The sequence below is a fragment of the Bradyrhizobium sp. MI1.11 genome, assembly GCF_055811255.1.
This window is the reverse complement of sequence record NZ_JBVVPM010000007.1, coordinates 15,650-37,905: the sequence shown is the minus strand read 5'-3', so window position 1 is coordinate 37,905 and position 22,256 is coordinate 15,650. Positions and strand designations below refer to the sequence as shown.

Genomic DNA, 22,256 nt, shown 5'->3' with positions numbered 1-22,256 from the left:
GCTGGCCGCAACAATCGAGCTACAAATCGGGACTTGTAATGTCAGAAACCCGCCAAACTACGGACTCCGAGACCAACCCGCTGCTGAAGGCCTGGGTGACGCCATTTGCGACCCCGCCCTTCGATGAGATCAAGCCGGAGCACTTCCTGCCGGCCTTCGAGCAGGCCTTCGCGGACCACTCCGCCGAGATCGCTGCGATCACCAACGACCCGACCGCGGCCGACTTCGCCAACACCATCACGGCGCTGGAGCGCTCGGGCAAGCTGCTCAGCAAGGTCGCGTCGGTCTTCTACGACCTCGTCTCGGCGCATTCCAACCCGGCCATCCTGGAGATCGACAAGGAGGTTTCCTTGCGGATGGCGCGGCACTGGAATCCGATCATGATGAACGCCGTGCTGTTTGGTCGCATCGCCCAGCTGCACGAGAACCGCGCCAATCTCGGTCTGACACCGGAACAGCTCCGCCTGCTCGAGCGTACCTACACCCGCTTCCACCGCTCCGGCGCGGGCCTCTCCGAAGAGGCCAAGGCGCGGATGGCAGAGATCAACGAGCGGCTCGCCCAGCTCGGCACCAGCTTCAGTCATCATCTGCTCGGCGACGAGCAGGAATGGTTCATGGAGCTCGGCGAAGCCGACCGCCAGGGCCTGCCGGAGAGTTTTGTCGCCAGCGCCAGGGCTGCGGCAGAAGAACGCGGCATGGCCGGCAAGGCCATCGTCACGCTGTCGCGCTCCTCGGTGGAACAGTTCCTGAAGAGCTCGGCCCGGCGTGACCTGCGGGAGAAGGTCTACAAGGCTTTCACCGCGCGGGGCGACAACGGCAATGCCAACGACAACAACGCGACCATCGTCGAGGTCCTGAAGCTGCGCGAGGAAAGCGCCAATCTCCTGGGCTACCCGACCTTCGCGGCCTACCGGCTCGAGGATTCCATGGCCAAGACGCCGGAAGCGGTGCGCGGCCTTCTGGAGCGGGTCTGGAAGCCGGCGCGGGCGCGGGCGCTCGCCGACCGCGACGACATGCAGGCGCTGATCACGGAGGAGGGCGGCAATTTCAAGCTCGCCCCCTGGGACTGGCGCTTCTATGCCGAAAAGCTGCGCCTTCAGCGCGCCAATTTCGACGATGCCGCGATCAAGCCGTATCTCGCGCTCGATCACATGATCGCCGCCGCCTTCGACTGTGCCACGCGCCTGTTCGGCGTCACCTTCGAGGAGCGCAAGAACGTGCCGGTCTGGCATCCGGACGTCCGGGTTTGGGAGATGAAGGGGCAGGACGGCAAGCACAAGGCGCTGTTCTATGGCGACTACTTCGCCCGGCCGTCGAAGCGCTCCGGGGCCTGGATGACCTCGCTGCGCGACCAGCAGAAGCTCGACGGCGAGGTCGCGCCGCTGATCCTCAACATCTGCAACTTCTCCAAGGGCGCGGATGGGGAACCCTCGCTGCTGTCGCCGGACGACGCCCGCACCCTGTTCCACGAGTTCGGCCACGGCCTGCACGGCATGCTCTCCAACGTGACCTATCCGTCGCTGTCGGGCACCTCCGTGTTCACCGATTTCGTCGAGTTGCCGTCGCAGCTCTACGAGCACTGGCAGGAGCGGCCCGAGGTGCTGCAGCAATTCGCCCGCCACTACCAGACCGGCGAGCCGCTGCCGGACGATCTGCTGCAACGGTTCCTGGCCGCGCGAAAATTCAACCAGGGTTTTGCCACCGTCGAGTTCGTCTCCTCGGCGCTGATCGATCTCGAATTCCACACCCAGCCGGCCTCCGCCGCGCAGGATGTCCGCGCCTTCGAGAGACGCGAGCTGGAAAAGATCGGCATGCCCGAGGAGATCTCGCTGCGTCACCGTCCCACGCAATTCGGTCACATCTTCACCGGCGATCACTATGCCGCCGGCTATTACAGCTACATGTGGTCGGAGGTGATGGATGCCGACGCCTTCGGCGCGTTCGAGGAAGCCGGCGACATCTTCGATCCCGCCGTCGCAAAACGCCTGCATGACGACATCTACTCGAGCGGCGGATCGGTCGATCCGGAAGCCGCCTATGAGGCCTTCCGCGGCCGCCCGCCGGAGCCCGACGCGCTCTTGCGTCGCCGCGGCCTGCTCGACGCTCCGAAGGCGGCCTGATGGGCATGCGGGCCCTGTTGGGGCTGCTGCTCGGTGTCGCCCTGTCGCTCACCTCGGGCGCGGCGCAGGCGCACCCGCATGTCTGGATCACAGCGATGAGCGAGCTGCTCTATGCCGCGGACGGCAGCATCACCGGCGTGCGCCACGCCTGGACCTTTGACGACATGTTCTCGGCCTATGCGGTGCAGGGGCTCGAGAGCAAGACCAAGGGCGCCTATACAAGCGAGGAGCTGGGGCCGCTGGCGCAGACCAATGTCGAGTCGCTGAAGGAATATGCCTACTTCACCTTCGCGCGAGCCGACGGCAAGAAGGAGCGGTTCCAGGAGCCGGTCGACTATTTCCTCGACTACAAGGATACCGTGCTGACCCTGCACTTCACGCTGCCGCTGAAGAACCCGGTCAAGCCGAAGCAATTGATGCTCGAAGTGTTCGACCGCTCCTTCTTCATCGACTTCCAGATGGCCAAGGACGATCCGGTCAAGCTGGTCGGCGCGCCCGCCGGCTGCCAGATGAAGCTGGAGCGCCCGAGCGACGGCACCGCGAGTGCGCAGAAGCTCAACGAGCAGACTTTCATGAGCGGCGAGAACACCAATTTCGGCATGATGTTCGCCAACAAGATCACGGTGGATTGCCCTTGAAGCCGCAACTCACGCCCATGGCACGCGGGCTCGCTGTCTGCGCCGGCGTTCTTCTCGTCGTGGGCGTGACCGATGCGGCGCTCCACGATCTCCTCGCGCAGAACCCGTTCGGCGCGCCGCGTTCGCCACAAGCTGCCCAGCCCGAGGCCGGCGGCTTGATCGGCTGGCTGTTGGCAAAACAGTCGGAATTCTATCGGCAGATGTCGGCGACCATCCGCGCCGCGAAGTCCGATGGCTCCGCGGTGTGGACGCTGCTGTTCATTTCCTTTGCCTATGGCATTTTCCACGCGGCCGGCCCGGGCCACGGCAAGGCGGTGATCGCCTCCTATCTCGTCGCCAATCGCGAGACCGCGCGGCGCGGCATCGCGCTGTCGTTTGCCTCGGCCCTGATGCAGTCGCTGGTGGCGATCCTGATGGTCGGCATTTCGGCCTGGGTGCTGAATGCGACCGCCAAGACCATGTGCCAGGCCGAAGGCGTGATCGAGATCGCAAGCTACGCGCTGATCGCGCTGTTCGGCCTGCGCCTGGTCTGGGTCAAGGGCCGCACCTTCATCCGTGCGCTACAGGCGGTTCAGCCGGTACCGGCGATCGCGGGCGTGCCGCAGGACCATCATGATCACGGTGACCACCATCATGATGTGCACGATCATCATGGCCATGATCATGCGCACGCCCATCATCACCACCAGCATGACCACGTCCATGACGAGCATTGCGGCCATTCCCACGGCCCCACCCCGAGCGAACTCGGCGGCCCGGGTGGCTGGGGACGCGGCTTTGCCGCGATCCTGACCGTCGGCATCCGTCCCTGTTCGGGCGCGATCCTGGTGCTGGTGTTCGCGCTGGCCCAAGGCCTGTTCTGGGCCGGCATCGCCGCGACCTTGCTGATGGGGCTCGGCACCGCGATCACCGTCGCGGCCATTGCGGTGGTCGCCGTCTCCGCCAAGGACATCGCCGCCCGCCTGAGCGCCGGACGCGACGGCAGCGGCGCACTGTTCATGCGCGGCATCGAATTCGCCGCCGCCGGCCTCGTGCTGCTGTTCGGCGCAGGCCTGTTGTTGGGTTACGTCGCGGCCGAACGGACGACGTGTTTTTGAGCGGCAGGTGTTGTAGCCCGGATGGAGCGAAGCGCAATCCGGGACAGTGCCGCCGTGGAGGGGACCCCGGATTACGCTTCGCTCCATCCGGGCTACGGTTTCACGAACTCACACCGGCAGAAACTGCTTCAACGCCGGCATGAAGAATATCCCGAGATTGATCGCAAAGCCGATGCTCCAGAGGATCGAGCGCAGCGTCGGGCGGTTGCCGAGATAGGTCAGCACGTAGGCGATCCGCACGATCAGGAACAGCACCGCGAGCTCGTCGATCAGGCGCTGCGGCGAGTCCCGGAATTCGGCCAGCAGCACCGCAAAGGCGAAGAACGGAAAGGTCTCGATACCGTTCTGGTGGGCGCCGAGCGCGCGCTGCGCGATGGCGTCTTCGTAGAAGGCGGGATCGCGCGGGCGTGAATTGTCGAACCCGCGAAACCTGATCCATTTGACCGAGACGATCGTCACCAAATAGAGCAGCAATGCTCCGAAGACGCACCATTCCGCGAGTGTCATCTTTCCTCCCCCGCCCCGGTGCGACCCTAGCGAAACCGGCCTGATCTTGACAAGCTCGGGGCAACGCGCGACCCAACGAGGCATGACAACCCTAGCCCCTCTCAAGACCGCGATGCCGGCCACGCAGCCCGCCCCCTCGCGCGTCGGCGTGCTCCTGGTCAATCTCGGCACGCCCGATACCGCCGACGCGCGCGGCGTGCGGGTCTATCTGAAGGAGTTCCTCTCGGACGCCCGTGTCATCGAGGATCAGGGCTTGATCTGGAAGCTGGTGCTGAACGGCATCATCCTGCGCACCCGCCCCCGCGCCAAGGCGCGCGACTATCTCAAGATCTGGAACACCGAGAAGAACGAGTCGCCGCTCAAGACCATCACGCGCTCGCAGAGCGACAAGCTCGGAGCCATGCTGTCGGACCGCGAGCAGGTGACGGTGGAATGGGCGATGCGCTACGGTAACCCCTCGATCAAGTCGGGCGTCGATGCGCTGATTGCGAAGGGCTGCGATCGCATTCTTGCCGTACCCCTCTATCCGCAATATTCGGCTGCGACGTCGGCCACCGTCTGCGACGAGGTGTTTCGCGTGCTTGCGCGGCTGCGCGCGCAGCCGACGCTGCGGGTGACGCCGCCTTATTACGAGGACGAAGCCTATATCGAGGCGCTCGCCACCTCGGTCGAGACGCATCTGGCGAGCCTGCCGTTCAAGCCGGAGCTGATCGTCGCCTCCTTCCACGGCATGCCGAAGGCCTATGTCGACAAGGGCGATCCCTATCAGGACCAATGCGTGGCCACGACGGAGGCGCTGCGCCGCCGGCTGGGGATGGACGAGACAAAGTTGCTGCTGACCTTCCAGTCGCGCTTCGGATTCGACGAGTGGCTGCAGCCCTACACCGACAAGACCATGGAGCGTCTGGCGAAAGAGGGCGTGCGCCGCATCGCGGTGATCACGCCGGGTTTTTCCGCCGACTGCCTCGAGACGCTGGAGGAGATCGCGCAGGAGAATGCCGAGATCTTCGAGCACAATGGTGGCGAGCAGTTTTCCGCGATCCCCTGCCTCAACGACAGCAACCCCGGCATGGATGTGATCCGAACGCTGGTGCTGCGCGAACTCCAGGGCTGGATAGAGTGAGCCTGGATCCGAGGAGCGCCCCATGAACCGCCGCGAGGTTCTGGCGCTTCTTGGGGTGGCCGCTGCGCTGCCGGCCTCAGTGCTGGCGCAGCAGCCGACGCGCCGGCTCGGCGTGCTCTCGGTCACGGCGGCCGACGATGCGATCGGGCAGACGCGTAGCGCGGTCCTGGTCCAGGCGCTTGCCGGCCATGGCTGGAAGGAGCGCGACAACCTCAAGATCGATTGGCGCAACGGCGGCGGCGACCGCGCACGGATCGCGCAATTCGCTGACGAACTCGTGGCGCTCAAGCCCGACATCCTGCTTGCGGTCGGCACGCCCTCGGTCGAGGAGCTGCGCCGGCGCACGACGACGATCCCGATCGTTTTCGCCGTCGTCACCGATCCGGTCAGCCAGGGCTTTGTCCAGAATCTCGCCCATCCCGGCGGCAATGTCACCGGCTTCACCGATTACGACGGCCCGCTGGCCGGAAAATGGCTCGAGATGCTGACGCAGGTCGTGCCAAGACCGTCCCGTGTCTTCGTGGTCTACAATCCCGCCACCGCGCCGTTCGCGCCGCTGATGCTGGGTACGATCGAGGACGCTGGCCGCGCGCTCGATGTGACGGTGGAGCCGGCGCCGATCCATGACACGGCCTCGACCGTCGCCCTGGCTTCGCGGAAAGACGGCGGCCTGCTGGTGCTGCCGGACTTCTTCACCATGTCCAACCGTGCGCTTCTGCTGGCGGCCATCAATGAAGCGCGCGTGCCGGCGGTGTTCTGGAGCCGTACCTTCGTCGACGAGGGTGGCTTGATGTCCTACAGCACCGACAGCGCCGAGCAGCTCCGCCGCGCCGCCTCCTATATCGATCGCATCCTGAAGGGGGCGCGGGCGGCCGACCTGCCGGTCCAAAATCCAACCACGTTCGAGCTGGCGATCAACTTGAAGACGGCCAGGGCGATCGGCGTCACGCTTTCGCCAAGCCTGCTCGCAACCGCGAACGAGGTCATCGAGTAGGATTTGGCTGCGACCGCCGGCACGGCCGGATTCGTTAACGTCGTCGCTAGGTCTGCTCCAGCACGCTTTCAAGAGCGCCTCGCAAATACATAATCGCGACCATTCCCTCTCCCGGCGTCTTGTGTAGAATCCTGCCGATGCCGAAATCATCTACGACCGCTGAACACTGGATCCTTTACCGAACGCTTTACTGAACCCTTGGGGTCGTGATCCCGACCAATGACAGCGCGGAAAAGGGCCTTTTCCAACAATCTTTTCCGCCTTGGAGGAAATATGAGCGGTTTCGACATTTTCGCGATTGTCCTGGTTTTGCTCGTCATCGTCACGCTGGTGGCCGGCGTAAAGACGGTGCCGCAGGGCTATGACTGGACCATCGAGCGGTTCGGCAAATACACCCAGACGCTGAGCCCCGGGCTCAATCTGATCGTGCCCTATTTCGATCGCGTCGGACGCAAGATCAACATGATGGAGCAGGTGATCGACATTCCCGAGCAAGAGGTGATCACCAAGGACAACGCCACCGTGACCGTCGACGGCGTCGCCTTCTTTCAGGTGTTCGACGCCGCCAAGGCGAGCTACGAGGTCTCAAACCTGACCCAAGCCGTCACCGTGCTGACCATGACTAACATCCGTTCGGTGATGGGGTCGATGGATCTCGACCAGGTGTTGTCGCATCGCGACGAAATCAACGAGCGCCTGCTGCGTGTGGTCGATGCCGCCGTCTCGCCCTGGGGCCTTAAGGTAAATCGTATCGAGATCAAGGACATCGTGCCGCCGGCGGACCTCGTCGAAGCCATGGGCCGACAGATGAAGGCCGAGCGCGTCAAACGCGCCGACATCCTTCAGGCTGAAGGTGCACGCCAGTCCGAGATCCTGCGCGCCGAGGGTGCCAAGCAGGGCCAAATTCTCCAGGCGGAAGGTCGACGCGAGGCCGCCTTCCGCGACGCCGAAGCACGCGAGCGGTCGGCGGAAGCTGAGGCCAAGGCGACGCAGATGGTCAGTGAAGCCATCGCCAAGGGCGACGTCGCGGCGCTGAACTATTTTATCGCCGACAAGTATATCAAGGCGTTCGGGCAACTGGCTGAATCGCCGAACCAGAAGGTCATCATGCTTCCGGTCGAAGCCATGAGCATGCTGGGCTCGCTCGCCGGCATCGGCGAGATTGCAAAGGCAACGTTCGGTGAAAGCGCGGCGTCCGCGGCCGCTGCCGCCCGCCGCGGCTCGGTGCCGACGACCGGCAGCACGCCACCCGCGGTGCCGCCGCGTCAGGGGTAAAGCGCATGCCCCGGAAAAGTGGACACCGGTTTTCCGACAAGGGCATGCGTCATTTCAAAGAGGTCGTGTCATGACCGACATGTTCGTATCGCTCGGCACCTGGAACTGGCTGATCTTCGGCTTCATCCTGATGGCGCTGGAGGTGCTGGCGCCCGGAGTCTTCCTGTTCTGGCTCGGGCTCGCCGCGTTGCTGGTCGGCCTGATCTCGTTCGGAGTGGCGATATCCTGGCAGATCCAGCTCGTGATGTTCGCGATCTTCGCCGCAGCGGCCGTGCCGGTGTGGCGCCGCCTCGCCCGGCCGAAGCCGGATGCAATTGCCGCCAGTCCCTTCCTCAACAAGCGCGCGGACGCGTTGCTCGGCCGCGAGTTCACGCTGGAGAAGCCGATCGTTGACGGCAACGGCACCATGCGTATCGGCGACACGGTCTGGCGCGTCGCAGGCCCCGATACGCCGGCGGGCACGCGTGTGAAGGTGGTGCAAGTGGATGGCGCGAATCTGACGGTGGCGGCGGCGTAGCTGTTGCCTCCCCGTCATTGCGAGCGAAGCGAAGCAATCCAGACTGCCTCTGCGGAAAAATTCTGGATTGCTTCGCTTCGCTCGCAATGACGAGCTTGTCGGGACGGCATCGCCAGACTTACGCGCCGCTCTTGCTGCGCCACCTCTCCGCCAACCTATGCAGCGGCATGAACGTCTCGCACAATTCCCGTCCGAGCGCCGTCAGCCCGTAACCGCTGGCTTCGCCGAGCGCCACGAACCCGGCCTCGCGTAAATCGTCCAGCCGCGCCTGCAGCACCGTCGGCGAGGCCTCGTCGCAGGCGGTGCGCAATGCGCGCGAGGTGAGGGGGGCATCGCGCAATTCCCACAGGATCCGCAGGCTCCAGCGTCGTCCCAGGAGGTCGAGCAGCACCATGATCGGCCGCCCGGTGCGCGAGCCACGGACGCCGCGCGATCTGGAAGTGGTCTGTTTCGCCATTGTCGGCCTCTTGCGTGTCGCTACAAATAGGGTAGCGTAATGCTACAGTAAATGTAGCAAGGAAGACGGCCGATGTCCCAGGCCACGCCGCGCATTGCCCCGCTCACCCCGCCTTATCCCCCGGAGATCCAGGCGCAGTTCGACCGCATCATGCGCGGTGCGCCGCCGCTGCTGCTGTTCCGGGTGATGGCGGGCCAAACCCGCGCCTGGGACAAATTTCGCGCCGCCGGCCTGCTCGATCCCGGCCCGCTCTCGTTGCGCCAGCGCGAGATCGTCATTGACCGCACCTGCGCGCTGAACAAATGCGAATATGAATGGGGCGTGCACGTCGCGATCTTCGGCGCGCCGGCGGGGCTTACCAATGACGAGGTGCGTGCGACCGTGCAGGGCGATGCGGCGTCATCGTGCTGGTCCCCGGCCGAGCAGGCGCTGATCGCAGCCGTTGACGCGCTGCATCACCGTGCGTCGCTTGACGACGCCGAGTTCGCCGCGCTGTCGGCGCATTACGACGAGGCGCAGATCCTGGAGATCATGCTGCTGTGCGGCTTCTACCGCACGGTCTCGTATCTGGCGAACGGACTGCGGTTGCCGCTGGAGGAGACGGCGGCAAGATTTCCGGCGTAGCTTTAACCGTCGTCATTGCGAGCGTAGCGAAGCAATCCAGAGTCTTTCCGCGGAGGCAGTCTGGATTGCTTCGCTACGCTCGCAATGACGGAGGAGATGGGCCCCCTACGCCACGCCCGCCCGCAGCAGATCGTGCAGGTGCACGATGCCCACCACCTTGTCCGCCTCGGTCACCACCAGCGTCGTGATCTTGCGGGTGTTCAGCACCTCGATCATCTCGGTGGCCAGCATCGAGGGCGGCACGGTTTTCGGCTGCCTGGTCATGACGTCATCGACCGATGCCGTCAGCAGGTCCGGCCGCATGTGACGGCGCAGGTCGCCGTCGGTGATGATGCCGACAGCCTCGGCCGCATCGTTGACGATGCAGACGCAGCCGAGGCCCTTGGCCGACATCTCCATCACCGCGTCCGACATCTTGGTGCCGAGCGGCTTGACCGGGATCTCCGCGCCGGTGCGCATGTAGTCGCGGACGAACTTCAGCATCGCCCCTAACTTGCCGCCGGGGTGGAAATGCGCGAACTCCAGCGCGGTGAAGCCGCGGCCTTCGAGCAGGGCGATCGCGAGCGCATCGCCGATCGCGGCCTGCATCAGGGTCGAGGTGGTCGGCGCCAGATTGTGCGGGCAGGCCTCGCGCGCCTTCGGCAGCTCGATCACGATGTCGGCCGCTTGTCCGAGCGAGGACGCCGCGTTCGACGTCACCGCGATCATGGGGATCGCGAACCGCGCGGAATAGTTCACCAGCGTCTTCATCTCCGGCTGCTCGCCGGACCAGGACAGCGCCATGATGACGTCGTCGGTGGTGATCATGCCGAGGTCGCCATGGGCGGCTTCGGCGGTGTGCACGAAGAAGGCGGGCGTGCCGGTCGAGGCCAGCGTTGCCGCGATCTTGCGGCCCATATGGCCCGACTTGCCGAGTCCGGTGACGATGACGCGGCCCTTCGCGTTGCGGATCAGATCGACCGCCTGGGCGAAGCTCGCGCCAAGCGGGCCGCGCAGGGCGGCGGCGAGCGCGTTGATACCGCCGCTCTCCGTTTCCAGCGTGCGGAGTGCGGATTCGACGCTGTCGGGAATGGGGCCGGATGATTGGGTCATCAGCGGTTTCGAACTCGGCATGTTCTGGTCCAGGGAGGAGGGGCGTTCGTCCGTTGGCGCCTGCTTAGCACGCCACGGCCTTCGAGGCGACGAGGGCGCCCCAACCCTCAACCGGTCGTTAACCATAATTGTTTTAACTCCATTAACGATAGTTCCCGCCGATCGGCTGGGATGATCGCGAAAGTGTTTGATTTCGTTGGAGTTCTTCCATCGTGGGGTCGTCTCCAGGCACGAGCCGGAGCAAGCGCGCGCATTTTCTGCGCGCGGCTTTGCCGTGCTTTGCGCTGACGGTCCTCGGAAGCGCCCCCGGGGCGGCCCAGAGCCTCACCCCCGATCTGTTCAGTCCTAACCGCGGTGGCTTCGCATCGCCCGACACGCTGCCGACGCGCCGGACCGCGGGCGTGCCGCAGGCACCCTCGGATGCACTGCCGACGCTGCCAGATCCCAATGCCGATTTGCGCAAGCGCCAGCAGGCGCCGGCGCGCCCAGGCCAGAACCCGAACAGCCAAAACCCGACCAACCCAAACCCGACCAACCAGGTCCCGATCTACGGCCTGCCTGCCGCCAATGGCGCCAGCGCCTCCGGCTACGATTCGCTCAACCGCAAGCGACAGCAGCCGAAGCTCTATCCCGGACAGCCGAAGCCGAAGCGCCCGGTCGGCCCCGGCTCGCCGGTGCCGCCGGCAACGCCGGAGCGAACGCTCGGCCCGCCGCGCATCGCGCCGCCGCCCTCCGAGACCGCGCACAAGACACCGGTGCCGCCGGCGCTGGCCGGCAACGTGCCCGGCCAGCCGCTGCGCCGCCGCCTCAAGCTCGACGAGGATGCATTCGGCGCGGTCGGCGACTATGCCGGCAGCTTCCTGATCAAGGGCGGGCTCGAGCTCTCCACAGGCTACGACACCAACCCGGCGCGCTTGAACAAGCCGGTCGGCTCGCCGGCCTATGTCGTCGCGCCCGACCTGCTCGTGGCGTCCGATTGGGAGCGCCACGCGCTGGTCGCGGATCTGCGCGGCTCGTTCTCGGGCTACACCAACAACATGCCGGCGACGATCGACGGCTTTGCCTCGCCCTCGCCGGTCGAGGTCGACCGCCCCGATTTCACCGGCCATGTCGACGGCCGCATCGACGTCAATCGCGATCTCAAGCTGACCTCGCAGCTGCGCCTGCGGCTCGCCACCGATAATCCCGGCAGCCCGAACGTGCAGGCCGGCCTGCAGAAATTTCCTGTTTATGCCACCTATGGCACGACCGTCGGCTTCGACCAGACCTTCAACCGCTTCCAGGTCGCGGCTGGCGCGACCGTCGATCGCACCGCCTACACCAACTCGAAACTCACCGACGGCTCGACCTTCAGCAACGATGACCGCGACTTCAACCAGTATGGCGGCGTGGGGCGTTTCTCCTACGAATTGAAGCCGGGCTTGAAGCCGTTCGTCGAGATCCAGGGCGACACCCGCGTGCACGACCAGGCCGCCGACCGCAACGGCTTCTTCCGCGATTCAAACGGCGGCTACGCCAAGGTCGGCACGTCCTTCGAGTTCTCGCGCATCCTGACCGGCGAGGTCTCGGTCGGCTATTCCGCACGCAACTATGTCGATCCGCGCCTGAGCCAGCTCTCCGGCTTCCTGACCTCAGGCTCGCTGATCTGGAACGCAAGCGGCCTCACCACGGTGAAATTCGCCACCGACACGCAGATCGCCGAGACCACTATCCCCGGCTCCTCCGGCGTGCTGGTGCATACCTACGCCGCCGAGGTCGATCACGATTTCCGCCGCTGGCTCACGGCAGTCGGCAAATTCACCTACGGCACCTACGACTACCAGGGCCAGAATCGCAACGACAAGACCTACTCGTTCGAAAGCAACCTGATCTACAAGCTCAACCGCAACATCTGGATCAAGGGCACGCTGCGCCACGACATCCTGGATTCGAACCAGGCGGGGTCAAGCTCGCAGGGCACGGTGGCGATGGTCGGGGTGAGGCTGCAGAATTAGCGCGTGTGGCCGTTGCCATTGGCGATACCAAGCCCGAGGTGTCGTCCTGGCGAAAGCCAGGACCCATTACCCCAGGGAGTAGTTTGGCGAAGACTCGTCGTTTGGTACTGCGACCGGCCAACGATCGAGGGATCACGCGGTATGGGTCCTGGCTTTCGCCAGGACGACAGCGGATTTATTGCCTGACTCCGAGCTTGCGCGGCTCGCGCAAAGTTCAGCGCGGCAGATCCGTCTTCCCCATCAGGAACGTATCGATCGACCTGGCGCACAGCCGGCCCTCGCGGATGGCCCAGACCACCAGCGATTGGCCGCGGCGCATGTCGCCGGCGGTGAACACGTTCGGGCGTGAGGTCTGGTAGTCGAGCGTGTTGGCCTTGACGTTGCCGCGCGGGTCGAGCTCGACCGACAGCAGCTTCAAAAGGCCCTCGTGCACGGGATGGACGAAGCCCATCGCGAGCAGGACGAGGTCGGCGTCGAGCTCGAACTCGGTGCCGGCGATCGGCTTGAACTTGTCATCGACGCGCACGCAATGCAGCTTCTTGACCTTGCCGTTATCGCCCGAAAACTTCTGCGTCAGCACGGCGAATTCGCGGACCGCGCCTTCGGCCTGGCTCGAGGACGTCCGCATCTTCAGCGGCCAGTTCGGCCACGTCAGGCCCTTGTTCTCGTGCTCGGGCGGAGCGGGCATGATCTCGAGCTGGGTCACGGAGAGCGCGCCCTGGCGCAGCGAGGTGCCGATGCAGTCGGATCCCGTGTCGCCGCCGCCGATGACGACGACATGCTTGCCGCCGGCCAGAATCTCCTGGACGCCGTTCAACGGTTCATTGGACACGCGGCGGTTCTGCTGCGGCAGGAAATCCATCGCGTAGTGGATGCCGGCGAGGTCGCGGCCGGGGATCGGCAGGTCGCGCGGGGCTTCGGCGCCGCCGGTCAGCGCGACGGCGTCGTACTCGTTGAGCATCTCGCGCGGATCGACATTGCCGTCGACGCCGACATGGCTGTTGTAGTGGAAGGTGACGCCTTCGCCTTCCATCTGCGTGACGCGGCGGTCGATGACGCCCTTTTCCATCTTGAAGTCGGGGATGCCGTAGCGCAGCAGGCCGCCGGCCTTGGCGAACTTCTCGAACAGATGCACGTCGTGGCCGGCGCGTGCGAGCTGCTGCGCGCAGGCCATGCCGGCCGGACCCGAGCCGATCACCGCGACCTTCTTGCCGGTCTTGTGGGCGGCGACCTCGGGCTTCAGCCAGCCATTGTCCCAGGCGCGGTCGACGATCGCGCATTCGATGGTCTTGATGGTGACGGGGTTGTCGTCGATGTTGAGCGTGCAGGAGGCTTCGCACGGCGCCGGACAGATGCGCCCCGTGAACTCCGGGAAATTGTTGGTCGAGTGCAGATTGCGCGAGGCCTCTTCCCAGTTGCCCTGGTAGACGAGGTCGTTCCAGTCCGGGATCTGGTTGTTGACCGGGCAGCCCGGTGTACCGGGCGAGACCGAGCCGGTGCCGTGGCAATAGGGAATGCCGCAGTTCATGCAGCGCGCGGCCTGGTCGCGCGTTTCCTTTTCGGAGAGGGGAACGACGAACTCGTGGAAATGCTTCACGCGCTCGGCGACCGGGGTGTACTTGCGGTCATGCCGTTCGATTTCGAGAAAACCCGTGATCTTGCCCATTAAACCCGAAGTCCCTGCCGCTTAAATTCGTTTGCTTTCTCTCCCCTCATCCTGAGGAGCGGCGCGCTTGGCGCCGCGTCTCGAAGGATGAAGGCCCCCGCTGTGGTTTCATGGTTCGAGACGCGCTTCGCGCTCCTCACCATGAGGCTTTTCTTAGCTAAGCCCCGATCGCGATTTTCGGCTCGGCGTCCGCGTTGGCGGCCATCTCGCGCAGCGCGCGCCGGTATTCGACCGGCATCACCTTGCGGAATTTGGGCAGCCAGTCCTTCCAGTTGGCCAGGATGTCGGCAGCGCGCCTGGAGCCGGTCGCCTTGGCATGGCGGGTGATCAGGACATGCAGCCGCTCGACGTCGGAGGCGAGCAGGTCCTTGAACACGTCGACCCGGCCGTGCGCCTCGAGGTCACCGGAGTGGTGATAGGTGCCGGCGTTGATCAGCTCTTCCGACAGCACCGGCTCGAGCTCGACCATCGCCATGTTGCACAGCCTGTCGAAGTCGCCGGTCTCGTCCAGCACATAGGCGATGCCGCCGGACATGCCGGCCGCGAAGTTGCGCCCGGTCTTGCCAAGCACGACCACGATGCCGCCGGTCATGTATTCGCAGCAATGGTCGCCCGCGCCCTCGACCACCGCCACGGCGCCGGAATTGCGCACGGCAAAGCGCTCGCCCGCGATGCCGCGGAAGTAGCACTCGCCTTGAATGGCGCCGTACATCACGGTGTTGCCGACGATGATGCTCTCTTCCGGCACGATGCCGCTGTTGGCCGGCGGCTTGACGATGATCTTGCCGCCCGAGAGGCCCTTGCCGACATAGTCGTTGGCCTCGCCTTCGAGCTCGAAGGTGACGCCTTGCGCCAGCCACGCGCCGAAGGCCTGGCCGGCGGTGCCCTTGAGGCTGACATGGATGGTCTCATGCGGCAGGCCGGCATGGCCGTAGATCTTGGCGACCGCACCCGACAGCATCGCGCCCGCGGAGCGGTTGGTGCTGTTGATCTTGGCCTCGATCTTCACCGGCGCACCGCGGTCGAGCGCAGGCGTCGCCTGCTCGATCAGCGTGCGGTCGAGCACCGCTTCCAGATGATGGTTCTGGCGCTCGGAGTGATAGATCTTCTGGCCCTTCTCTTCCTTCTGCTTGACGAACAGCTTGGAGAAGTCGAGGCCCTTGGCCTTCCAGTGCGCGACCAGCTTGGTCTGGTCGAGCAGCTGCACCTGGCCGATCATCTCGTTGAAGCTGCGGAAGCCGAGCGAGGCCATGATCTCGCGGACCTCCTCGGCGACGAAGAAGAAGTAGTTGATCACATGCTCGGGCTGGCCGGTGAAGCGCTTGCGCAGGACCGGGTCCTGGGTCGCGACGCCGACTGGGCAGGTGTTGAGGTGGCACTTGCGCATCATGATGCAGCCGGCCGCGATCAAGGGCGCGGTGGCGAAGCCGAACTCGTCGGCACCGAGCAGCGCGCCGATCACGACGTCGCGGCCGGTGCGGAAACCGCCGTCGACCTGGACCACGATGCGGCTGCGCAGCCGCTCGCGCACCAGCGTCTGGTGGGTTTCGGCGAGGCCGATCTCCCACGGTGATCCCGCGTGCTTGATCGAGGTGAGCGGCGAAGCGCCGGTGCCGCCCTCGAAGCCCGCGATGGTGACATGGTCGGCGCGCGCCTTGGCCACGCCCGCGGCCACCGTGCCGACGCCGATCTCCGAGACGAGCTTGACCGAGACCGCGCCGTCGGGATTGACGTTCTTGAGGTCGTAGATGAGCTGCGCCAGATCCTCGATCGAGTAGATGTCGTGGTGCGGCGGCGGCGAGATCAGGCCGACGCCCGGCGTCGAATGCCGGACCTTTGCGATGGTCGCATCGACCTTGTGGCCGGGCAGCTGGCCGCCTTCGCCGGGCTTGGCACCCTGCGCCATCTTGATCTGCATCATGTCGGAGTTGACGAGATACTCCGTGGTGACGCCGAAGCGGCCCGAGGCGACCTGCTTGATCGCCGAGCGCATGGAATCGCCGTTCGGCAGCGGCTTGAAGCGGTCGGCTTCCTCGCCGCCCTCGCCGGTGTTCGACTTGCCGCCGATCCGGTTCATGGCGATCGCGAGCGTGGTGTGCGCCTCGCGCGAGATCGAGCCGAAGCTCATCGCGCCGGTGGCGAAACGCTTGACGATGTCCTTGGCCGGCTCGACCTGGTCGAGCGGCACCGGCTTGCGCTTCTCTTCGTCCGCGTTCTTGATCCGGAACAGGCCGCGCAGCGTCAGGAGACGCTCCGACTGCTCGTTGAGGATCTTGGCGAAAGCGCGGTAGCGTTCCAGCGAATTGCCGCGCGCGGCGTGCTGCAGCAGCCCCACCGACTCGGCGGTCCATGCATGATCCTCGCCGCGGCTGCGATAGGCATATTCGCCGCCGACATCGAGCGAGGTCTTGTAAACGAGCGCATCGCCGAACGCGTCGGCATGACGGCGCACCGCCTCCTCGGCAATCTCGCCAAGACCGACGCCCTCGACGCGGGTATGCGTGCCGGCGAAGAATTTTCCGACGAATTCCGCCTTCAGGCCGATGGCGTCGAAGATCTGCGCGCCGCAATAGGATTGGTAGGTCGAGATGCCCATCTTGGACATCACCTTGAGCAGGCCCTTGCCGATCGACTTGATGTAGCGCTTGACGATCTCGTAGTCGTCGAGCGAGCCGGGCAGGCGGTCCTTCATCGCGATGATGGTCTCGAACGCCAGATACGGATTGATCGCTTCCGCGCCGTAGCCGGCCAGACAGGCGAAGTGATGCACTTCGCGCGGTTCGCCGGATTCGACGACGAGGCCGACCGACGTGCGCAAGCCGGTGCGGATCAGATGATGATGCACGGCGGCGCAGGCCAGCAGCGACGGGATCGGAACCCGGTCGGTGCCGACCATGCGGTCGGACAGGATGATGATGTTGACGCCCTCGCGCACCGCGCTCTCGGCGCGCGCGCAGAGCTCGTCCAGCACCTGGTCCATGCCGGCCGCGCCGAGGCCGGCGTGGAAGGTGGTGTCCAGCGTGCGCGACTTGAAATGCGACTCGGCGACCTCGGAGATCGAGCGGATCTTTTCGAGGTCCGCGTCGGTCAGGATCGGCTGGCGTGCTTCGAGGCGCTTGGTGGTGGCAAGGCCTTGCAGGTCGAACAGGTTCGGCCGCGGTCCGATGATGGAGACGAGGCTCATCACCAGCTCCTCGCGGATCGGGTCGATCGGCGGGTTGGTGACCTGCGCAAAGTTCTGCTTGAAATAGGTGAACAGCGGCTTGGCCTTGGCCGACAGCGCCGAGATCGGCGTGTCGTTGCCCATCGAGCCTGCGGCTTCCTCGCCGGTGGAGGCCATCGGCGTCATCAGGATGGTGATGTCTTCCTGGCTGTAGCCGAACGCCTGCTGGCGATCGAGCAGCGACAGGTTGGAGCGCACGCCGGTGGTCGGCACCTTCGGCAGCTCTTCGAGCACGATCTGGGTCCGCTCCAGCCACTCGGTGTAGGGATGGCTCCTGGCGAGCTCGGCTTTGATCTCGTCGTCGGGGATGAGGCGGCCCTGTTCGAGGTCGACCAGCAGCATCTTGCCGGGCTGCAAGCGCCACTTGGTGATGATCTGGTCCTCGGGAATCGTCAGCACGCCCATCTCGGACGCCATCACGATGCGGTCGTCCTTGGTCACGAGATAGCGCGCGGGACGAAGGCCGTTGCGGTCGAGCGTGGCGCCGATCTGGCGGCCGTCGGTGAAGGCGATCGCGGCGGGGCCGTCCCACGGCTCCATCAGGGCGGCATGATATTCGTAGAAGGCGCGGCGCTTCTCATCCATCAAGGGATTGCCGGCCCACGCCTCCGGAATCATCATCATGACGGCGTGTGGCAGCGAGTAGCCGCCCTGCACCAGGAATTCGAGCGCGTTGTCGAAGCAGGCGGTGTCCGACTGGCCTTCGTAGGAGATCGGCCAGAGCCGGTTGATGTCCTTGCCGTACAACTCGGAGCTCACCGAGGCCTGGCGCGCCGCCATCCAGTTGGTGTTGCCGCGCAGCGTGTTGATCTCGCCGTTATGCGCGATCATGCGGTAGGGATGCGCCAGCGACCACGCCGGGAAGGTATTGGTCGAGAAACGCTGGTGAACGAGCGCCAGCGCGCTCTCGAAATCCTTTTCGTGCAGATCGGGATAGTACTTGCCGAGCTGATCGGCGAGGAACATGCCCTTGTAGATCACGGTGCGGCACGACATCGAGCACGGATAATAGCCGGCGAGGCCGCGGTCGCGGCGCTGATAGATCGCTTGCGAAATCGACTTGCGCAGGATGTAGAGCCGGCGCTCGAAATCGTCCTCGGTCTTGGCGGTGCCGTTGCGGCCGATGAACACCTGCATGCAGGCGGGCTCGGTCGGCTTCACGGTGACGCCGAGCGAGGAATTGTCGGTCGGCACGTCGCGCCAGCCGAGCAGCGTCAGGCCCTCTTCCTTGATCTGGTCGGCGATGATGCTCTTGATGACGTTGCGCCAGGCGGTGTCGCGCGGCATGAACAGCGCGCCGATGGCGTATTCGCCGGGATTGCGCAGCGCGAAGCCGAGTTCCTTCGCCTTGCGGCTGAAGAAAGCATGCGGGATCTGCACCAGAATGCCGGCGCCGTCACCGGCGCGCGGGTCGGCGCCGACGGCGCCGCGGTGCTCGAGGTTGCACAGGATGCTGAGCGCGTCCGCGACGATCTCGTGCGACTTCTTGCCCCTGATGTTGGCGATGAAGCCGACGCCGCAGGAATCCTTTTCCAGGCTCGGATCGTACAAGCCTACGGCCGGCGGGCGTGAATTGTGTTCCTGAATCGGATCAGTCGTTTTCGAGGCGACCGTCGCCGACAGTTGCTCTGCCACGATGTTTCCGCGCTCGACTTGCGACCCGTTCATGTCCTCGTCCTCTCCATGCGGCAAGCTGCCTCACCGCCATCTTCGGCGCACCTTGGGCGTCCCGCGGCACCCGCTTCTGGGTCACCGCTCGTCCGCTCGCGAGCCGCATTTTCTTAAATTCAGGCCAAGGCGTTCTTCGTCCCCGAGAACGGCTTTGCCTGTTGCCTTCTTGGCGCTCGAAAGCACCGACTTTCGTTGCAATCCCTATGCCGGAACCGCAAGCAAAATTGAGACAGTCTTCCTGTCCTAACCGCCACCTTGCCAAATTTTTGTCTATCACACAAGCGCGCGCAAGTCCCGATTCCCCATAGATCAATCGATCCCTTTCCAAAAGTTGCGCGGCCCCGCTTTTGAAGCAAACGCGCCCTGATCCGGCCCCGCCGACGCCGGAATCCCCAATGAAGCTTCTGATCAACCCTTCGGAAGCCGCGCCACGCCGCAAGAAGCGAAAGAGTGCGATCCATCCGGGGGCCTGACAGGAGCGTCTCGATCATGAAGTTTTTCACAGGATGGATGGCTGCCGCCGCGCTGGCGCTGGCCGCGACCGCCGCACAAGCGCAAGTTCCAGCGCGAGGGGCGATGATCGCGGTCTCGGATTTCGACGGGCCCTATGCGCCGCCGGAGGCCGCGCCGCCCCCGCCGCCGCGCTATGGCTACGAAGAACGCGGGCCGGCCCCGGTGCTGCTGCCATCGACCGAGGTCTACGCGGTGCTGCGCGAAAACGGCTTTTCTCCGCTGGGCATCCCGCGCCTGCGCGGCAGCGTCTACACCATCGCGGTGATCGACCGTCGCGGCGAGGACGGCCGGCTGGTGATCGATGCCCGCGACGGAAGGATTTTGCGCTTCATGCCGGCTGCCGACGCCTACGGTATGGCGCCGGGCTACGAGCAGCCTGCGGTTGCGCCTTACCGCCCGCAAAGCGCGCTACCGCCGCCAACCATGATCCGCAATGGTCCGCCACGCCCACCGGCCCCGATCCCACATGTCGCCAGCCGCTCCGTCCCGCTCCCGAAGGCGGCTCCGCCACGCGAGGCGCCGGTCGCCGCCAAGCCAGCCGAACCCGCGGCGGCGCAGGCAGCGCAGGCTCAACCTACCACGCAGACCGTGGCGGCCGTGCCGGCAAAGCCCGCTGAGGTCCCACCGCAAGCCGCCGCGCCGACCGTAGGTCAGGCCAAGCCTGCCGCGACGATCCTGCCGACACAGGAGATGCCGGCGGCACAAGGGCTGGACTAAGCGTGGCGTTTGATGCGATGGCCCGCGTCACACCAACGGTGTCGTCCTGGCGAAGGCCAGGACCCATACCGCGAGGTCCCTCGGTTATTCGTGGTAGGAGTACCGAACGGCAAGTCTTCGCCACACTACTCCCTGTGGTTATGGGTCCGGCCTTCGCCGGGACGACATAAAAAAACGCCCCGGGGCACCGGGGCGTTTTCGCAACTTGGAAGTGGCCGACGTGATTTACGCGGCTACCGAGTTCTCGATCACCTGTGCGCCTTGCGCACCGGTGTTGATCGCGATCTGGCGGGGCTTCTTCGCTTCGGGAATCTCACGGACGAGGTCGACGTGAAGCAGCCCGTTCTCGAGCGAGGCGTTCTTCACTTGCACGAAGTCGGCAAGCTGGAAGGCGCGCTCGAAGGCACGCGCGGCGATTCCGCGGTACAGCACTTCGGCCTTCGAGTTCTCGTTGGCGACTTTCTCGCCCTTGATCGTCAGCGTGTTTTCCTTCGCGACGATGGAGAGCTCATCCTTGGCAAAGCCCGAAACCGCAACGGTGATGCGGTAGTCGTTCTCGCCGGTGCGCTCGATATTGTAGGGGGGATAACCGGGGCTGCCGTCCGAACCGGCCTGGTCAAGCAGGTTGAAGAGGCGGTCGAAGCCGACGGTGGAACGGTAGAAGGGGGTCAGGTCGTAGGTACGCATGGTCAAGTCCTCCATTGAGCGACTGTTGGTAACCCGCCCGCCAATCGGGCCGGGCTTTCGTCTGTGTGCAGCCTGATGTTCCGGTTCCGAAACACTGGTAGCGGCCTGCACCAAGGTGATATGGGTTGAGGAGAACGGCGTTCAAGAGGGCGGATACTTAGCCTTTTCGGCGCTCCCGCCCCCTGATTTGCAGCACTTCGTGCCCAAGCCCTCCCCATCATGACGCTGGTCTCGATACCATCCAATCCCGTTCCCGAAGACGTCGTCAGCGGTACCATCAAGACCCCCGATGGCGTCGAGCTGCGCTTTGCGCGCTGGGCGCCACCGGCGAACCGCAAGGGCACGGTCTGCGTCTTCACCGGGCGCAGCGAGCAGATCGAGAAATATTTCGAGACCGTGCGCGATTTGCGCGACCGCGGCTTTGCGGTGGCGATGATCGACTGGCGCGGGCAGGGCCACTCCTCGCGCCGCCTGCGCGATCCGCGCAAGGGCTATGTCCGCGACTTCGCCGATTTCGAGATCGACGTCGAGACCTTCGTGCAGCAGGTGGTGCTGCCGGATTGCCCGCCGCCCTTCTTCGCGCTCGCCCACTCCATGGGCGGCACCGTGATGCTGCGGGTGGCGCATGCGGGCAAGCGCTGGTTCGACCGCATGGTGCTGTCGGCGCCGATGATCGACCTGCCCGGCCGCGCCACCTCGTTTCCGGCGCGGGCTCTGCTGAAGACGATGCGCGTGTTGGGAATGGGCGGCCGCTATGTCCCCGGCGGCAGCGACCAGATCACCGGGCTCAATCCCTTCATCAACAATCCGCTGACCAGCGATCCCGTGCGCTATGCGCGCAATGCCGCGATCCTTGAGGAGGATCCGACCCTCGGGCTGGCGTCACCGACGGTCGCCTGGGCCGATACCGCTTTCCGCGCGATGAACACCTTCAGGGGCAAAAACTACCCGTCCGAGATCCGTCAGCCGATCCTGATGCTGGCGGCCTCCAGCGACACCGTGGTCTCGATCGCGGCGATCGAGGAGTTCGCCTATCATTTGCGCGCCGGCTCCCATCTCGTGATCGCCGGCGCCAAGCACGAGATCCTCCAGGAGCAGGACCGCTACCGTTCCCAATTCTGGGCCGCCTTCGACGCCTTCGTGCCGGGCACGCCGCTGTTCAAGTGAGGATTTGAAGTGAATGGCTGCTGCGCGCGAGGTGCGCTCCCTCGCCCCGCTTAGTTCGCAAGACCCTCATGGTGAGGAGCGCGGAACGCGCGTCTCGAACCATGAAGGCCCGGCTCTCGCCCGCGGCCATCCTTCGAGACGCCCGCTTTGCGCGGGCTCCTCAGGATGAGGGCG

General features: G+C 65.2%; 17 protein-coding genes. 11 read left to right on the top strand and 6 right to left on the bottom strand.

Features of this window, described 5'->3' with window-relative positions:
- Positions 1–38 precede the first annotated feature (38 nt).
- The 3 genes from AC0L30_RS09305 to AC0L30_RS09295 are packed head-to-tail and all read left to right on the top strand — an operon-like array spanning position 39 to position 3,855.
- Positions 39–2,120: a M3 family metallopeptidase gene (locus AC0L30_RS09305; RefSeq protein ID WP_473404158.1), complete on the top strand. Its 2,082-nt coding sequence runs from the start codon at positions 39–41 to the stop codon at positions 2,118–2,120.
- Entirely contained in the window at positions 2,120–2,758 is a 639-nt protein-coding gene (locus AC0L30_RS09300; protein ID WP_473404157.1) for a DUF1007 family protein, read from the top strand. Before AC0L30_RS09305 ends, AC0L30_RS09300 begins: the two co-directional genes overlap by 1 nt.
- Before the next feature lie 17 nt (positions 2,759–2,775).
- Complete coding sequence (locus tag AC0L30_RS09295; RefSeq protein WP_473404229.1) at positions 2,776–3,855, top strand: nickel/cobalt transporter; 1,080 nt, start codon at positions 2,776–2,778, stop codon at positions 3,853–3,855.
- Between the two features lie 108 nt (positions 3,856–3,963).
- Here the strand turns inward: AC0L30_RS09295 and AC0L30_RS09290 are convergent, their stop codons facing one another.
- Complete coding sequence (locus AC0L30_RS09290) at positions 3,964–4,362, bottom strand: MAPEG family protein (protein WP_007597158.1); 399 nt, start codon at positions 4,360–4,362, stop codon at positions 3,964–3,966.
- An 82-nt stretch (positions 4,363–4,444) separates the two neighbouring features.
- Here AC0L30_RS09290 and hemH point away from each other — a divergent pair, with 82 nt between their 5' ends.
- From hemH to AC0L30_RS09270, 4 genes are all read left to right on the top strand, one after another.
- Positions 4,445–5,485 (top strand): ferrochelatase, encoded by a 1,041-nt coding sequence (gene hemH, locus AC0L30_RS09285; RefSeq protein WP_219680338.1) that lies wholly within the window; start codon positions 4,445–4,447, stop codon positions 5,483–5,485.
- Between the two features lie 22 nt (positions 5,486–5,507).
- Complete coding sequence (locus tag AC0L30_RS09280; protein WP_473404156.1) at positions 5,508–6,479, top strand: ABC transporter substrate-binding protein; 972 nt, start codon at positions 5,508–5,510, stop codon at positions 6,477–6,479.
- Positions 6,480–6,752: 273 nt separating this feature from the next.
- A complete protein-coding gene (locus tag AC0L30_RS09275; protein WP_219680333.1) occupies positions 6,753–7,754 on the top strand; it encodes an SPFH domain-containing protein in 1,002 nt (333 codons plus the stop codon).
- A 70-nt stretch (positions 7,755–7,824) separates the two neighbouring features.
- Positions 7,825–8,271, top strand: a complete 447-nt coding sequence (locus AC0L30_RS09270; RefSeq protein WP_007597152.1) for an NfeD family protein — start codon at positions 7,825–7,827, stop codon at positions 8,269–8,271.
- A gap of 118 nt (positions 8,272–8,389) precedes the next feature.
- Here AC0L30_RS09270 and AC0L30_RS09265 read toward each other — a convergent pair whose 3' ends face one another.
- A complete protein-coding gene (locus tag AC0L30_RS09265) occupies positions 8,390–8,728 on the bottom strand; it encodes a winged helix-turn-helix transcriptional regulator (RefSeq protein ID WP_007597149.1) in 339 nt (112 codons plus the stop codon).
- 72 nt (positions 8,729–8,800) lie between these two features.
- On the opposite strand from AC0L30_RS09265, the gene AC0L30_RS09260 reads away from it, so the two are divergent.
- Positions 8,801–9,352 (top strand): carboxymuconolactone decarboxylase family protein, encoded by a 552-nt coding sequence (locus AC0L30_RS09260; protein WP_007597148.1) that lies wholly within the window; start codon positions 8,801–8,803, stop codon positions 9,350–9,352.
- 105 nt (positions 9,353–9,457) lie between these two features.
- Here AC0L30_RS09260 and AC0L30_RS09255 read toward each other — a convergent pair whose 3' ends face one another.
- On the bottom strand, positions 9,458–10,465 hold the full coding sequence (locus tag AC0L30_RS09255) for a KpsF/GutQ family sugar-phosphate isomerase (RefSeq protein WP_473404155.1): 1,008 nt from the start codon (positions 10,463–10,465) through the stop codon (positions 9,458–9,460).
- 191 nt (positions 10,466–10,656) lie between these two features.
- Between AC0L30_RS09255 and AC0L30_RS09250 the strand changes: the two genes are divergently transcribed.
- Positions 10,657–12,438, top strand: coding sequence for an outer membrane beta-barrel protein (locus tag AC0L30_RS09250; RefSeq protein WP_007597142.1), 1,782 nt, complete (start codon positions 10,657–10,659; stop codon positions 12,436–12,438).
- Positions 12,439–12,652: 214 nt separating this feature from the next.
- On the opposite strand, the gene AC0L30_RS09245 is transcribed toward AC0L30_RS09250, so the two are convergent.
- Both AC0L30_RS09245 and gltB read right to left on the bottom strand, forming a co-directional pair.
- On the bottom strand, positions 12,653–14,104 hold the full coding sequence (locus tag AC0L30_RS09245) for a glutamate synthase subunit beta (RefSeq protein WP_007597139.1): 1,452 nt from the start codon (positions 14,102–14,104) through the stop codon (positions 12,653–12,655).
- Positions 14,105–14,261: 157 nt separating this feature from the next.
- Positions 14,262–18,995: a glutamate synthase large subunit gene (gene gltB / locus AC0L30_RS09240; RefSeq protein WP_473404154.1), complete on the bottom strand. Its 4,734-nt coding sequence runs from the start codon at positions 18,993–18,995 to the stop codon at positions 14,262–14,264.
- Positions 18,996–19,487: 492 nt separating this feature from the next.
- Between gltB and AC0L30_RS09235 the strand changes: the two genes are divergently transcribed.
- Positions 19,488–20,228, top strand: coding sequence for a hypothetical protein (locus AC0L30_RS09235; protein ID WP_219680642.1), 741 nt, complete (start codon positions 19,488–19,490; stop codon positions 20,226–20,228).
- A gap of 225 nt (positions 20,229–20,453) precedes the next feature.
- On the opposite strand, the gene AC0L30_RS09230 is transcribed toward AC0L30_RS09235, so the two are convergent.
- Positions 20,454–20,915 (bottom strand): Hsp20 family protein, encoded by a 462-nt coding sequence (locus AC0L30_RS09230; RefSeq protein ID WP_007597127.1) that lies wholly within the window; start codon positions 20,913–20,915, stop codon positions 20,454–20,456.
- 219 nt (positions 20,916–21,134) lie between these two features.
- Between AC0L30_RS09230 and AC0L30_RS09225 the strand changes: the two genes are divergently transcribed.
- The gene (locus AC0L30_RS09225) at positions 21,135–22,082 is read left to right on the top strand and encodes an alpha/beta fold hydrolase (RefSeq protein ID WP_007597126.1); all 948 of its coding nucleotides are present in this window, start codon (positions 21,135–21,137) and stop codon (positions 22,080–22,082) included.
- The last annotated feature ends 174 nt before the right edge of the window (positions 22,083–22,256 follow it).